At 72.7% G+C, this 14580-nt stretch carries 12 protein-coding genes; 6 read left to right on the top strand and 6 right to left on the bottom strand.

Annotation, left to right across the window (positions count from 1 at the left end):
- From AB0J86_RS05960 to AB0J86_RS05945, 4 genes are all read right to left on the bottom strand, one after another.
- Complete coding sequence (locus AB0J86_RS05960; protein ID WP_363853196.1) at positions 1 to 966, bottom strand: GlxA family transcriptional regulator; 966 nt, start codon at positions 964 to 966, stop codon at positions 1 to 3.
- 127 nt (positions 967 to 1093) lie between these two features.
- Positions 1094 to 2644: a hypothetical protein gene (locus AB0J86_RS05955; protein WP_363853193.1), complete on the bottom strand. Its 1551-nt coding sequence runs from the start codon at positions 2642 to 2644 to the stop codon at positions 1094 to 1096.
- A gap of 76 nt (positions 2645 to 2720) precedes the next feature.
- On the bottom strand, positions 2721 to 3911 hold the full coding sequence (locus tag AB0J86_RS05950; RefSeq protein ID WP_363853191.1) for a threonine synthase: 1191 nt from the start codon (positions 3909 to 3911) through the stop codon (positions 2721 to 2723).
- Between the two features lie 107 nt (positions 3912 to 4018).
- Positions 4019 to 5035: a DNA polymerase ligase N-terminal domain-containing protein gene (locus AB0J86_RS05945; RefSeq protein WP_363853188.1), complete on the bottom strand. Its 1017-nt coding sequence runs from the start codon at positions 5033 to 5035 to the stop codon at positions 4019 to 4021.
- 78 nt (positions 5036 to 5113) lie between these two features.
- Between AB0J86_RS05945 and AB0J86_RS05940 the strand changes: the two genes are divergently transcribed.
- Both AB0J86_RS05940 and AB0J86_RS05935 read left to right on the top strand, forming a co-directional pair.
- Positions 5114 to 5896 (top strand): aldo/keto reductase, encoded by a 783-nt coding sequence (locus AB0J86_RS05940; RefSeq protein WP_363853185.1) that lies wholly within the window; start codon positions 5114 to 5116, stop codon positions 5894 to 5896.
- A 188-nt stretch (positions 5897 to 6084) separates the two neighbouring features.
- Positions 6085 to 7056, top strand: coding sequence for a hypothetical protein (locus tag AB0J86_RS05935; protein ID WP_363853182.1), 972 nt, complete (start codon positions 6085 to 6087; stop codon positions 7054 to 7056).
- A gap of 249 nt (positions 7057 to 7305) precedes the next feature.
- On the opposite strand, the gene AB0J86_RS05930 is transcribed toward AB0J86_RS05935, so the two are convergent.
- The gene (locus AB0J86_RS05930; protein ID WP_363853179.1) at positions 7306 to 8433 is read right to left on the bottom strand and encodes a cellulose binding domain-containing protein; all 1128 of its coding nucleotides are present in this window, start codon (positions 8431 to 8433) and stop codon (positions 7306 to 7308) included.
- A 207-nt stretch (positions 8434 to 8640) separates the two neighbouring features.
- Positions 8641 to 9414, bottom strand: a complete 774-nt coding sequence (locus AB0J86_RS05925; RefSeq protein ID WP_363853177.1) for an IclR family transcriptional regulator — start codon at positions 9412 to 9414, stop codon at positions 8641 to 8643.
- 53 nt (positions 9415 to 9467) lie between these two features.
- On the opposite strand from AB0J86_RS05925, the gene eda reads away from it, so the two are divergent.
- The 4 genes from eda (at position 9468) to ctaD (ending at position 14576) form a co-directional block, all read left to right on the top strand.
- The gene (gene eda, locus AB0J86_RS05920) at positions 9468 to 10145 is read left to right on the top strand and encodes a bifunctional 4-hydroxy-2-oxoglutarate aldolase/2-dehydro-3-deoxy-phosphogluconate aldolase (protein ID WP_363853175.1); all 678 of its coding nucleotides are present in this window, start codon (positions 9468 to 9470) and stop codon (positions 10143 to 10145) included.
- A gap of 47 nt (positions 10146 to 10192) precedes the next feature.
- Positions 10193 to 11287 carry a sugar kinase gene (locus AB0J86_RS05915; protein WP_363853172.1) on the top strand — a complete coding sequence of 365 codons (1095 nt, stop codon included), beginning with the start codon at positions 10193 to 10195 and terminating at the stop codon, positions 11285 to 11287.
- A gap of 187 nt (positions 11288 to 11474) precedes the next feature.
- Positions 11475 to 12581 carry an FAD-dependent monooxygenase gene (locus AB0J86_RS05910; RefSeq protein ID WP_363853170.1) on the top strand — a complete coding sequence of 369 codons (1107 nt, stop codon included), beginning with the start codon at positions 11475 to 11477 and terminating at the stop codon, positions 12579 to 12581.
- 234 nt (positions 12582 to 12815) lie between these two features.
- Positions 12816 to 14576 (top strand): cytochrome c oxidase subunit I, encoded by a 1761-nt coding sequence (gene ctaD / locus AB0J86_RS05905; protein WP_363853167.1) that lies wholly within the window; start codon positions 12816 to 12818, stop codon positions 14574 to 14576.
- The last annotated feature ends 4 nt before the right edge of the window (positions 14577 to 14580 follow it).

Genomic DNA, 14580 nt, shown 5'->3' with positions numbered 1-14580 from the left:
TCAGTTTCCCTTCGTACGGAACCGGCGGCGGTAGTCGCCGGGTGAGATCCGCCAGTGCCGGTGGAAGACGCGGTAGAGGGTCTCGGCGACCCCGAGCCCGGACTGCCTGGCCACCGTGTCCAGCGGGTGGTCGGTGCTCTCCAGCAGCCGCCGGGCGGTGTCCGCGCGGCTGCGCTCGACGTACCGCCCGGGGGAGAGGCCCGTCTCCTCGGTGAAGACGCGGGAGAAGTGGCGCTCGCTCATCCCCGCGCGCCGGGCCAGGGCGGGCACGCTGAGGTCCTCGGCCGGGTTGGCGTCGATGAACGTCTGCAGCTGCCGCAGCGGCTGGCTGCGCGGGACGTACGCGTGCATCGCCGTGCTGAACTGGCTCTGCCCGCCGGGTCGGTGCAGGTACATCACGAGGCCGCAGGCGACGTCGCGGGCGAGCGCGTGCCCGTGGTCGTCGGCGACGAGGGCGAGCGCCAGGTCTATGCCGGCGGTGACGCCGGCCGAGGTCCAGACGTTCCCGTCCTTGACGTAGATCGGATCGGCGTCGACCGCGACGTCCGGGTACCGCTCGGCGAGCTCGCGGGCCATCAGCCAGTGCGTGGTCGCGCGCCGGCCGGCGAGCAGCCCCGCCTCGGCGAGCAGGAAGGCTCCGGTGCAGACCGAGGCGATCCGCCGGGCGGACGGGGCCAGCCGGGCGATCCCCTCGACCAGGGGACGGTTGTCGACCTGCTCCCGGACGGCCAGTCCGCCCACCACCAGCAGGGTGTCGAGCGGGCCGGAGACCTCCGCGAGCGGGGTTCCCGCCGTGGTCGTGAGGCCGTTGCGCGCCGGTACGGGGCCGGCGGTCACGGCGGTCACCTCAAGGTGGTAGCCGGACTCGGGCGACAGCAGACCGGCGGTGCCGAAGACGTCGGCCGGACCGGCGAGGTCGAGGAGTTGGAAGCCGTCGAAGACCACGAGAACAACGCGTCGGTGCACGCCGTTCATGCTCGTCAGCGCGCCGCCGTGGCGTCAACGACACAGATATTGCAGATCAGGACACGACCTCGCGGACGCGCCGGTCCCGGCCGGCCGGCGACGTCACGGGCGGCTGGTGGAGCGGGGGTCAGCGCTCGGCGAGCAGGTCGAGGGTGAGGGCGGCGGTCCAGCTGAACGCCGGCGCGCCGATCCCCTGGCCGGTGTCGGCGTGGAAGTACTCGTAGCAGCCGGAGCGGCGGACCAGGTCGAGCAGGGCGGTGCGCAGCGTCGCGGCGAGGTCGTCCCGGCCGTGCGTACGCAGCCCGCGCCAGAGCAGCCAGTTCATGTTCGTCCAGACCGGTCCGCGCCAGTAGCGCAGCGGGTCGAAGTCGGCCGCCGCACGGTCGTAGCTCGGTACCGGCATCCGCTCGGTCAACCCGAAGCACGCCGACGTCGCGACCTCCACCAGCGCCGCCGCCCGCGCGGCCGGCAGGCCCGGCAGGAGCAGCGGCAGCAGCCCGTTGACGCAGCGGGCGGGGCTGAGCCGGCCGGTGCGTACGTCGAGCGCGTGGAACATCCCGGTGCCCGGGTCGTGCAGCCGGTCGACGACGGCCGCGGTGATCGCCGCAGCCCGGGCCCGGTGCGGCGCCGGGTCCGCGCCGACCACCGTGGCGATCTCGGCCAGCGCCAGCTCCGCCGCGGCGCGCAGCGTGTTGAAGGCGGGGCACTCGACCAGGAACGGATGCCGCCCGGCGAGGTCGGCGTCCCGGTAACCCCCGTCCCGGTACGCGGCCGCGATGCCCAGGTAGCGCGCGTAGTCCTCGTCGGTGGGCCGGTGTACGGCGGCCACCACGCCGACGTCGCGGCGACGGTACCGGTGCAGCAGCTCCATCGTGACCGGCACCGCGGCCAGCGCCGCGTCCCACGACGGGCTGTTGTCCAGCCCCGACTCCCACGGGTGCACGATGCTGCTCAGCCCCGCGCCGCCGACGTCGCGGGGCCCGGCGAGGTAGTCCTGCTGGGCCACGAGCCGGGGGTAGAGCCAGCGCAGCTCCGCCACCCCGGCGGCGACCGCCTCCGGATCGCGGGCGTGGCGGTACAGGGCCCAGGCGCCGAGCGCGTGGATGGGCGGCTGGACGATGCCGGTGGTGCCGGCCCGGGCGGCGGGCGCGACCGGCGCGGCGTGCACCGCCGGCGGGGCGGGTGCGGTCGGCGCGGCTGGTGCGGTCGGCACGGTGTGCACCGCCGGGGTGGCCGGCGCGGTCTGCGTGGCGTCCATGGCCGGGGCCGCCCAGAAGGTGGGGCCCGGGAAGTAGTCCCGCTCGGTCACCTCGGGGTCGAAGACGATGTGCGGCACCCGCCCGTCGGGCCACTGGGCCGAGAAGAGGCTGCGCAGGTCGCGCCAGCCCCGCTCGGGTGCCACGTGGGCCAGGCCGACGGCGATGAAGCCGGCGTCCCAGCTCCACTGGTGCGGGTACAGGGTGCGGGAGGGGACCGTGTGGTCGCGCGACCAGTTGGTCTCCAGCACCTCGGCGACCGTACGCCACAGCTCCCGGTCGGCCGGGTCGAGCCCGTCCGGTGGCTCGACCGGAAGGGTGCGCGTGGCCGGGCCCGCCGCCCGGCCCGCGCCCGGGGCGGGGCCCGCGCCCGGACTGCGGCCCGCATCTGGACTGCGGCCCGTTCCTGGACTGTGGCCCATGCCTGGACTAACGGGCCGGCGGTCGGCCGGCGACGGCACCGCGCCGGGCGGCCCGGGTAGGGTACGGGTCACCGGGTCAGCCCACCACCGGCAGCCGGTCCACGTCGACCGTGTCCGGATACTTCAGGCCCGCGCCGGTGTTGAGCACCACCACCCGCTCGTCGGCCCCGATCCAGCCCCCGGTCCGCAGCTGCCGGGCCGCGGTGAGGCAGGCGGCGCCCTCCGGGCAGAGCAGCAGCCCCTCGCGGGAGCCGAAGTCGTGCAGGTCGGCGAGGAGGTCCTCGTCGCTGACCGCGAGGGCGGTACCGGCGGTGTCGCGCAGCGCGCGCAGCATCAGCTCGTCCCCGAGCGGCGTCGGTACGTTGATCCCGAACGCGACCGTACGGGCGTCCCGCCAGGGCTCGGCCCGCTGCTCTCCCGCCGCGAAGGCCCGTACGATCGGCGCGCAGCCGGTCGACTGCACCGCCACCAGGCGCGGCAACCGGTCGCCGATCCAGCCGAGCTCCCGCATCTCCAGCAGCGCCTTGTGGATGCCGATCAGGCCCACCCCGCCGCCCGTCGGGTAGAGGATCACGTCGGGCACCTGCCAGCCCAGCTGCTCGACGATCTCGTACCCCATGGTCTTCTTCCCCTCCAGCCGGTACGGCTCCTTGAGGGTGCTCGCGTCGAAGATCTCCCCGCCCGACTCGGCGATCAGGCCGGCGATGTACCGGCCGGCGTCGCTGATCAGGCCGTCGATCAGGCGCAGGTCGGCGCCGGCGGCGACGCACTCGCGGCGGGTGATGGTCGGCGCGCCGAGCGGCATGGCGACGGTGGCGCGCAGCCCGGCGCGAGCCGCGTAGGTGGCCCACGCGGCGCCCGCGTTGCCGTTGGTCGGCATCGCCACGTGCCGGATTCCCAGCTCGCGGGCGCGGGAGACGCCGACCGCGGCGCCTCGGGCCTTGAACGAGCCGGTCGGCACCAGGCCCTCGTCCTTGACCAGTAACCCGGGGATGCCGATGTGCGCGCCGTACCGGGGCGCCGGCAGCAGCGGCGTCCAGCCCTCGCCCAGGGTCACGATGTGCTCGGCGTCGCCGACGGGCAGCAGTTCCCGGTACCGCCACAGGTCGGCGGAGCGGCCGGCGAACTCCTCCCGCTTGACCGCGCGGCCGACCGCGGCCAGGTCGTAGCGGGCCAGCAGGGGCGACCCGCAGGAGCAGAGGTTGCGCGGCTGGTTGGCCTCGTACGTGGTGCCACAGCGAGGGCACTCCAGATGCGTCAGGTACACGTCACCATGATCCTCGCCCCGGCGGCCGGAGCACAGTCCGTCCCGCCCCGGATTCGGCGGGCGGCTGTCCCCGCGCGGATCGGCGGGCGGATCTCCGGTGCCCGGGATCAGCGGGCGGCGATGGCGAGCCAGTCGCGGCTGGCCCGCCCCGGGCGGTACGGCGAGTCGAGCCGCTTCGCGACGACCCCGGCGAGCCCCTGCTCGCGGCTGGTCCGCAGCGCGTACCGGCCACCCCCGGTGAAGTGCGGCGGCGTCTGCCAGTACGGCCCCGCCAGCGCCAGCCCGTCGAGCAGCTCCCGGCGCTCGGCGTACGGCAGGCCGGTGCTGTCGGCGCCCTCCAGCCAGAGCAGGTCGAAGATCAGGTACTGCGGGGTGCCGCCGAGCGTGACGAGCACGCCGTCGAGCACCGCCTCGGTCGGCGCGAGCGACTCGGCGAGCGCGCGCGAGCCGGGGAAGTCGCGGGTCAGCTCCGCGTCGTCGGCATCCCCGGCGTCGTCGGCGCCGTCGGCGCCGGAGAGCAGCCGCAGCCGGCCGCCCGAGACGTACCCGATCGCCCGGGTGCCGGTCCAGCACAGCTCGTACGCCCAGGCGTCGTCGTCGGCCGGCAGCCGGGCCGCGCGTACCGGCCGCATCGGGTGGACCAGCTCCGGCATGCCCGTCCAGCCCGCCGGCGGCGGGTCCATTCGCCGTACCATCCAGTCCTTGCCCCGGGTCTGGAAGAGCACGTACCGTCCCGAGACCCGCTTGCCGCGCAGCGTGACCTGCACCTCGTCCTCGCGCCACTTCTCGCAGTGGTAGCGGCCCCGGTCGAAGATCTTCATCTGGCCGGCGCCGTACTCGCCGGACGGGATCTCGCCCGCGAACGTCAGGTACTCCAGCGGATGGTCCTCGGTGTGCACGGCGAGGTGGTTGCGGCCCTGGTCGCGCGGGAGGCCGCGGGGCACCGCCCAGGAGACCAGCACGCCGTCGCGCTCCAGCCGCAGGTCCCAGTGCAGCCGCCGGGCGTGGTGCTGCTGGATGACGAAGCGGTCGTCCCGCCCCCGCCGGGGCGCGCGCTCCGGCACCGGTTCCGGGGTACGGGCGGCGTCTCGTTTGCGCCGGTAGTCGTCCAGGCGATCGCCCATGAGCCGATTGTCCGGCACCCCGTACCCGCCCGCAGCGGGCATTGCATGGACGGGGCCGTCCGGGGTAGGACGAGTGCCATGAGTCCAACCGAACAACCCACGGTCCCCCTGCCCGGCGAGACCACCATCCCGCTGGTCGGTTTCGGCACGTGGCAGGCGACCGGCAACGAGGGGTACGAGTCCGTCCGGCACGCGCTGGAGGTCGGGTACCGCCACCTCGACACCGCCACCGCGTACGGCAACGAGCAGGAGGTCGGCCGGGCGATCCGCGACAGCGGCGTACCCCGTGAGGAAATCTTCATCACCACCAAGCTGCCGCCCAACCGGGCCGGCAACGAACGACCGACGCTGGAGGCGAGCCTCTCCGCGCTCGGCACGGACTACCTCGACCTCTGGCTGATCCACTGGCCGCCGTCCGACGGGCTCGGCCTCGACACCTGGCGCGAGTTCATCGGGCTGCGCAACCAGGGTCTGGTCCGGTCGATCGGGGTGAGCAACTACGAGACCGACCAGTTGGACGCGCTGATCCAGGCCACCGAGGAGGCGCCGGCGGTCAACCAGATCCGGTGGAGCCCCTCGCTGTACGACGCGAAGATCGTCGCCGACCACCGCGACCGCGGGGTGGTGCTGGAGGGGTACAGCCCCTTCAAGACCAGCGACCTGAACGATCCGGTGCTGACGCGCATCGCCGAGGCGCACGGCGTCGGGCCGGCGCAGGTGATCGTGCGCTGGCACGTGGACCACGGCTTCGTGGTGATCCCGAAGTCGGTCACGCCCGAGCGGATCGAGCGCAACTTCGACGTCTTCGGTTTCTCCCTGAGCGCCGAGGAGCTGAGCGAGATCGACGCCCTCGCCCGCTGACCGCGCGGTGGCGTCGGTCGCCCGCGCCGATGCTCGATCCATCGCTGGGCGTGTGGCTCGCGTTACGCCGCGCGCTGCCGGGAAATCCGGAACCGGTACCGCCGCAACGGCGGGGGTACTGGCTGCTGCTTCTTTGGCCCCGGGCCGCTACGGTGACTGTCTGTAGAGGCCTGGGGAGGAGCACGGAGATGGACGAGTACGGCTTTCACGCCGGCGACACAGTGCCGGGATGGTTGGACGACGCCGGGCTGGAGCCCGACTACGCGAGCTGTCTGATCTATCTGGACTGCGGCGATGACCTTTCGACGAGCGCGCCGCTGCTGCGCTACTGGTACCGGGAGGCGTGCCGCCTGCTCCTGCCGTTCGTCGCTCCGGCGGGTCAGACGGAGCCGATGATGTCACTCTCCGCACATGAGCAGACCATCGAGGGTCGCCCCCGGCGGCGCCGGCCGCGGGACTGGGACGAGGGGCTGACCGAGGACCTGTACCAGCTCTCCGCGCACTGGTTCGACGTACCGACCACCGCCATCGCCTCCGAACTCGACCTGTACGTCTTCCGCTTCGCCGACCGCCGGCACGTCAAGCTGCAGGTCTCGGTCGGGTTCAAGGAGCGGTCCGGGCGGCTGCCGTACGTGGTGCCGGCGCTGGTGGAGCTGGCCCGGCTCGTCGGCGACGTGGCGGACCCGGCGTACGGGGAGATCATCGTCAACGCCGAGATCATGGCGCCGACCACGATGCTGGACGGCGCGCTGTACCGGGGCAACGAGGAGTCGGCCCGGGCCAGCCGCAGCTACCTGCGCGGGTACGAGTGGGTGACGATCTGCCCGAGGGAGCTGACCGGGCGCCTCGGCGGGGCGGAGGCGCTGCGGCGTACCGGGGCGTTCGCCGAGGTGGTGCCGCTGGCCCAGGGCGGTGCGCTGCTGCGGGCGACCCCGACCCCGGAGGAGTACCGGGCCGACCGGATCCGTTCGGTGTTCCAGGCGCTGGCTCCGGTACTGCCGCCGGGGCAGCCCTGTGACCTGCCCGGGCACGACCTGAGCCGGGTCGTCTTCGCCGACGCGCGGTACCCGGTCGGGAGCCTCGACCTCGGTCCGCGTCCGCCGGCCCGGGGGCCTGCGGGCGGCCCGCCGCGCGGCTCGTTCGACCTCGAATCGGCCTGACGTCGCGGGGGCGGTCGTGGTGGGTGGGCGGTCGTGGTGGCTGGGCGGTCGTGGTGGGAGGGCGGTCGTGGTGGCTGGGGGGCCGCGTTGCCCACTCTGGGCGGTCAGGCTTGATCCCGTCGTGGGCAACGCGGCTCCCCACCCCTTGACCTGGGCGCGGTGAGCTGGTCCCGCCTCGGGTTGGGTTCCGCCGAGCGCGGTGCCGGCCCCCGACCCGCTGTCAGGCGGGTCGGGGGCCGGCGGCGGGCGTCAGGCGCGGGTGCAGGAATTGCCGTTGAGGGAGAAGGCGGTGGGCGAGGAGTAGCTGCCGCTGAGCGTGCCCTGGTAGCCGAAGGAGGCGCTGGCGCCGGGGGCGAGGGTGCCGTTCCAGCTGATGTTCCGCGCGGTCACCGCCGACCCGCTCTGGGTCACGGTGGCGTTCCAGGAGCTGGTCACCTGCTGCCCGGCGGGCAGGTTGTAGGTGAGGGTCCAGCCGTTGATCGTGCTGGATCCGGTGTTGGTGACGCTGACGTCGGCGGTGAACCCGCCGCCCCACGAGTTCGCGGTGTAGGCGACCCGGCAGCCGGCTCCGCCGCCCGGCGGCGGGGTGGTCGGGGGAGCGGTCGTGGGCGGCGCGCCGCCGCCGTTGACGGTGGCGGAGAACGAGTTCACCGCGAGCCCGGTGCCGCCCTGCCACGGCTCGAACCCGGCCTGGATGCTGGTCAGGTACCAGGAGTTGGTGATCGCGCCGCGGTTGCGGGTGTCGTTGATGAAGTCCAGCACGCTGAAGCTCCAGCTGGTGATCGGCGACGGCGCGACGTACGAGATGACGTTGTTCGAGCCGTTGCTGCCGCGCCAGACCTCCCAGCTGCGACCGCCGATGGTGGCGTTGCCGACGACCGAGCCGATGGGCTGGATCGGGCCCTGTCGGTTGAACCAGATCATGATTTCCATCTGGTTGACGCCGTCGCGCTTGGGGGTCGGGTCCAGCCAGATGTCGTACGCGGCGTCGTAGGTCGCGCCGCTCACGTACGTGTAGTTGATGCTGCTGGTGGCGCTGCTGATCTGGCTCACCTGGATCGGCAGGTTGGTGCCGGGGGAGCAGTTCGTGTAGTGGCAGCCCAGGTAGACCGCCGGGTACGAGACCGGGGCGCCGCTGGTGTTGCCCTGGCCGTCCTGCCGGGTGATGGCGAAGCCGGTGTTGGTGACGTTGATGCACTGCTGGGCGGTGGTGCCCCAACGGTTGTTCATGACGACGTAGCGGCCCTGGATGGTGGTCGAGCCGTACTGTTCGCAGATCTGCACGTCGGCCTGGGCGGGGCCGGCGGCGACGATGGCGACGAGCGAGCCCGCGGCGAGCAGGCAGGCCCCCGCGATGGCGCGGATCGGGCGTCTCATGATGCTCCTTGGCTGGCGGTGGTGTCCGTGGCGGCGCGGGGCGCGCGGGTCCGGCCTTACCAGCGCCGGGAGCGCTCCCACAATGACATGGACACATTTACATGTCTGAAATCGCTTCGCAACCGTCGGACCGGCGCGCCGCGGCGATTCACCCGGCCGTGGAACCCGCGCCGTTCGGTGGCCTGAACGCCGTACCGGGGCGCCGTGTCAGGGGGCGGTGAGCAGGGTGCGCGCGGACCGTACCTGCTCCACGGCCTCGCGCAGCGCCGCCACGATCCGCTCCTCGCTCTCCGGCCCGAGCCGCGCCGCCGGTACCGACAGGCTGATCGCGTCGACCGACGGCGACCGCAGCGGTACGGCCATCGCGAAGCAGACGATGCCCTCGCTGTTCTCCTCGTGGTCGACCGCGTAGCCCCGTTCCCGGATCGCCGCCAGCTCGGCGTGCAGCCGCTCGGGCTCGGTGATCGTGTGCCGGGTCAGCCGCGCCAGCGGCCAGTTGAGCAGCCGGTCGACCGTCTCGTCGGTGCGCTGCGCCAGCAGCACCTTTCCGAGCGCGGTGGCGTGCGCCGGCAGTTGTCGGCCGATCGCGCTGTAGAGCCGCAACGGGTGCACCGACTCGCGTTTGGCGAGGTAGACCACGTGCCGCCCGTCCAGCCGGCCGAGGTGGACCGTCTCGCCGAACCGGCCGGCCAGGTCGTCGAGCACGCGGGCCAGCAACCCGGTGGCGTCGTCGCTCTCCAGGTACGCGGCGCCCACCTGCAACGCCCGTAGCCCCAGCCGGAACCGGGTGCCGGTCGGGTCCGCCGTCACCCAGCCGCGCTGCGTCATGGTGCGCAGGATCCCGTGCAGGCTGCTCTTGGGAATGGCCAGGTCGCGGGCGAGGTCGACCAGCGACCGGCCGGGCGAGTCGGCCAGTGCCTCCAGCACGTCCAGCGTCCGGCCGGCGGACTTCACCGGCTGGAAATCCTCGCCCGTCGTCATGCCGGCAACTCTAGGCGGTTGACACCCTCCACGCCCTCGGTAGGGTCAGCCACGTGACCAACGTTCACGATTCTGAACAGAAATCCGTACCGGCGGATGCCGCCGGAGACGTCCACGCCGCGATCTCCGCGGGCCGGATCCTGCCGGTCGTCGTGCTGGAGGACGCCCGCGCCGCCGAGCCGCTCGCCGAGGCCCTGACCGCGGGCGGGCTCCGCAGCGTCGAGGTGACCTTCCGTACGGACGCCGCGGCCGACGCGATCCGGGCCATGTCCGCCCGCGCCGACCTGCTGGTCGGCGCCGGGACCGTGCTCACCCCGGCCCAGGTCGACGACGCCGTCGAGGCGGGAGCGCGGTTCGTGGTCAGCCCGGGCTTCAGTCCCCGGGTCGTCGCCCACTGCCAGGAGCTGGGCGTCCCGGTCTTCCCGGGCGCCGCGACCGCCACCGAGATCCAGTTCGCCCTCGACGCCGGGCTCGACACGGTCAAGTTCTTCCCGGCCGAGCAGCTCGGCGGCCTCGCCATGATCAAGGCGCTGGCCGCGCCGTTCCGCTCGGTCCGCTTCATCCCGACCGGCGGGGTCAACACCGGCAACCTCGCCGACTACCTCGCCCACCCGGCGGTCTTCGCCGTCGGCGGGACCTGGATGGTCGCGCCGGACCTGCTCGCCGCCGGCCGGTGGGACGAGGTCACCCGGCGGACCGCCGCCGCCCTCGCCGCCGCCCGCGCCGTCTAGCCCGCCCCCGTCCCCGCTCCGACCGAGCCGTCCCCTGGGAGTTCCCGATGCTCGACCTCCGCCCCGCCGACCAGTGCCGCTACGACCTCGTGTCGCTCGGCGAGATCATGTTGCGGCTCGACCCCGGTGAGGGTCGGGTCCGGACCACCCGCAACTTCCGGGTCTGGGAGGGCGGCGGGGAGTACAACGTGGCCCGCGGGCTGCGCCGCTGCTTCGGACTGCGGACGGCCGTGGTCACCGCCTTCGCCGACAACGAGGTGGGCCGCCTGCTGGAGGACCTGGTGCTCCAGGGCGGCGTGGACAGCTCGTTCATCCGCTGGCTGCCGTACGACGGGATCGGCCGGGAGGTCCGCAACGGGCTCAACTTCACCGAGCGCGGCTTCGGCGTACGCGGCGCCGTCGGCACCTCCGACCGGGGCCACACGGCCGCGAGCCAACTGCGCCCGGAGGACGTCGACTGGGATCACCTCTTCGGCACGCTCGGGGTGCGCTGGCTGCACACCGGCGGGATCTACGCGGCCCTCTCCGAGGTCACCCCGGAGACCATCGAGGCCGCCATGGCCGCGGCGCGCCGGCACGGCACCGTCATCTCGTACGACCTGAACTACCGGCCCAGCCTCTGGAAGGCGGTCGGCGGCAAGGCACGCGCCCAGGACGTGAACCGGCGGCTGGCCCGGTACGTCGACGTGATGATCGGCAACGAGGAGGACTTCACCGCCTCGCTCGGGTTCGAGGTGCCGGACACCGACGAGAACCTGGCCGAGCTGGACGTGGCCAACTTCCGTCGCATGATCGAGGCGGTGACCAAGGAGTACGACAACTTCAAGGTGGTCGCCACCACCCTGCGTACCGTCCGCAGCGCCAGCGTCAACGACTGGGGTGCGGTGGCCTGGTCGGCCGGGAGCGGCTTCGTCGAGGCCACCCAGCGGCGGCTGGAGATCCTGGACCGGGTGGGCGGCGGCGACAGCTTCGCCTCGGGCCTCATCTTCGGGCTGCTGGAGTTCGGTGACCTCGCCACCGCGGTCGAGTACGGCGCGGCGCACGGTGCCCTCGCCATGACCACTCCGGGTGACACCTCGATGGCCACTCGCAGGGAGGTCGCGGCGCTCGTCGCCGGGGCGGGAGCCCGCGTGCAGCGCTAGCGGTGACGTTTCCGGTCGGATCGTCGCTGTTCAATGGGGCTAGTCAACTTCCCGCTCACCGGGACGGTGGCTCCGGCCGCCCCCCGGTGGACCGGCACCTGCCGGAAGGGATCTACCGCCGCGCGATTGCGGGGAGTAGTGTCTTGCCTTCAACGCGTGCCGAATCCCCTCCGGAGGCGCCAGCACCATGCCCGCATCCAACCTGCGCATCCTCGTCGTCGGCGCGGGCATCGCCGGTCTGGCCGTGGCGCGGGCCCTGCGGCTGGCGGGCTACCGGCCGGAGGTGACCGAGAAGGCGCCCGCCGCCCGGTTCGTCGACACCGGCATCTACCTGCCCGGCAACGCGGCCCGCGCCCTGCGGGAACTGAACCTCGACGGTCCGGTCCGGCCGTTGGGACAGGCGATCCACCGGCAGCGTTTCCTCGACGCGGCCGGCGGCCTGCTCTGCGAGGTCGACCTGGTCCGGCTCTGGGCCGGGGTCGGGGAGTGCCGCGCCCTGCCCCGGTCCGAACTGCACCGGGTGCTGCTCACCGGGGCCGGCGGCGAGGTGCGCCACGGCGTCGAGGTACGCACGCTGCAACTGGAGCAGCGGGCCGTCACGGTGACCTTCAGCGACGGCCGGATCGCCGAGTACGACCTGGTCATCGGCGCCGACGGGCGCCGCTCGGCGATCCGGGCCCTGGCCGCCCTGGGCGGTTCGGCCCGCCCGGCCGGCCAGATCGTCTACCGCAGCGTCGTCACCGGCGGCCCGCGGATCAGCGACTGGACCGCCCTGCTCGGGCAGCGCACCGGTTTCCTGGTGATGCCGATGGGTACCAGCCGGCTCTACTGCTACGCCGACGAGGCCGGTACGGCGCCGCCGCGGGACCCGATGGCCCGGCTGCACGAGGTGTTCCGCGGGTACGGCGGTCCGGTGCCCGCGGTGCTCGCCGCGTTGCAGTCGGTGCAGGTGGAGGTGACCGACGAGGTGGACCTGGGACGTTGGTCACGCGGTCGGGTGGTGCTGATCGGTGATGCCGCCCACGCCACCGCGCCGACCCTGTCCCAGGGCGCGGCGATGGCGATCGAGGACGCCGTGGTGCTGGCCGAGACGCTGGGGCGCGCGGACGACCCGTGCGAGGCGCTGATCGCGTACGAGAACCGCCGACGACCCCGGGTGAAGTGGGTGCTGGACCGGACCCGCGACCGGGACCGGACCCGCGACGTGCCGCCCGCGCTGCGCGACCCGCTGCTGCGCGGGCGCGGCGGGCGCATCTTCCAGGAGCACTACCGCCTGCTGCTCGACCCGGCCTGAGCCGCCCGGACGCTCCGTCGCGCCTCCGCGCGCCGATCGGGTCCGACCCGAGCGCCGATCCGACCCGACCCGCGCGCCGGCTCCGGCCGGGTGCGGGCGGCGACCGGCACCCCGCGCCGGGCCCCGGCGCAGATGGGGACTATTCTGCCTGCGAGGTACGGCCCAACAGTGAATCAACAGCGTGCGGATCACTCGTGTGGGCGCAGTGGGACTAACGAGAACCGGAGGCCACTCGTGACCACCGTCGCACCTAAGCCGATCGTGACCCGGCCATGGCCGGTCCGGCAGCCCGTCCGGGGCTCGGCCATCGCGCGGTTGCTCCGTACGACGGACGCGAAGCAGATCGGGATCATGTACATGGTCACCGCGTTCGCGTTCTTCATGATCGGTGGCTTCATGGCGCTGCTGATGCGCGCCGAGCTGGCCCGGCCCGGGCTGCAGTTCCTGTCGCCCGAGCAGTACAACCAGCTGTTCACCATGCACGGCACGATCATGCTGCTCTTCTTCGCGACGCCGATCGTGTTCGCGTTCGCGAACTACGTGGTGCCGCTGCAGATCGGCGCGCCGGACGTGTCGTTCCCGCGGCTGAACAGCTTCGCCTACTGGCTCTACCTGTTCGGCGGCTCGCTCGCGGTGGCCGGCTTCTTCACCCCCGGCGGCGCCGCCGACTTCGGCTGGTTCGCCTACACGCCGCTGAGCAACATCGAGCACTCGCCCGGCCCGGGCGCGAACATGTGGATCGTCGGCCTGGCCATCTCCGGTCTGGGTACGATCCTCGGCGCGGTCAACATGATCACCACCGTGCTGACGCTGCGGGCGCCCGGCATGACGATGTTCCGGATGCCGATCTTCACGTGGAACATCCTGGTCACCAGCCTGCTCGTGATCATGGTCTTCCCGCTGCTGGCGGCGGCGCTCTTCGCGCTCGCGGCGGACCGCATCCTCGGGGCGCACGTCTTCGACGCGGAGACCGGCGGCCCCATGCTCTGGCAGCACCTCTTCTGGTTCTTCGGCCACCCCGAGGTCTACGTCGTCGCGCTGCCCTTCTTCGGCATCATCAGCGAGGTCATCCCGGTCTTCTCCCGCAAGCCGATCTTCGGCTACAAGGGGCTGGTCGGCGCCACCCTCGCCATCGCCGCGCTCTCGATGAGCGTCTGGGCGCACCACATGTTCGCCACCGGCCAGGTGCTGCTGCCGTTCTTCTCGTTCCTGAGCTTCCTGATCGCCGTACCGACCGGCATGAAGTTCTTCAACTGGATCGGCACCATGTGGCGGGGCCAGATCAGCTTCGAGTCGCCCATGCTCTGGGCGGTCGGCTTCCTGGTGACGTTCCTCTTCGGTGGTCTGACCGGCGTGCTGCTGGCCAGCCCGCCGGTGGACTTCCACGTCTCGGACACCTACTTCGTGGTGGCCCACTTCCACTACGTGCTCTTCGGCACGATCGTGTTCGCGGTCTACTCCGGCATCTACTTCTGGTTCCCGAAGATGTTCGGCCGGATGCTCGACGAGCGGCTCGGCAAGGTGCACTTCTGGCTGACCTTCATCGGCTTCCACACCACCTTCCTCGTGCAGCACTGGCTCGGCGCCGAAGGCATGCCCCGGCGGTACGCCGACTACCAGGCCCACGACGGCTTCACCACGCTGAACACCATCTCCACCATCGGCGCGTTCATCACCGGTATCTCGACCCTGCCGTTCATCTACAACGTCTGGAAGTCGTACAAGGCCGGTCCGGTGGTCGAGGTGGACGACCCGTGGGGCCACGGCAACTCGCTGGAGTGGGCGACCAGCTGCCCGCCGCCGCTGCGCAACTTCGACCGGATGCCGCGGATCCGCTCCGAGCGGCCCGCCTTCGACGCCAAGTTCCCGGAGCTGGCCGCCGGCGGCCAGTCCCTGGCCGGCCCGCCCGAGGGGGGCGCCAAGCCGCTGACCAGCGAGTCGGACGGCGGCGCGAGCTACGCCGAGGACACCGTGAGCAACGTCGACCGGAGCTGATCCG

It is taken from the genome of Micromonospora sp. NPDC049559 (assembly GCF_040676675.1).
Lineage (GTDB): Bacteria > Actinomycetota > Actinomycetes > Mycobacteriales > Micromonosporaceae > JBFAPK01.
Note: the sequence above shows the minus strand (reverse complement) of the source record. Positions and strands in the feature narration are given on the sequence as shown.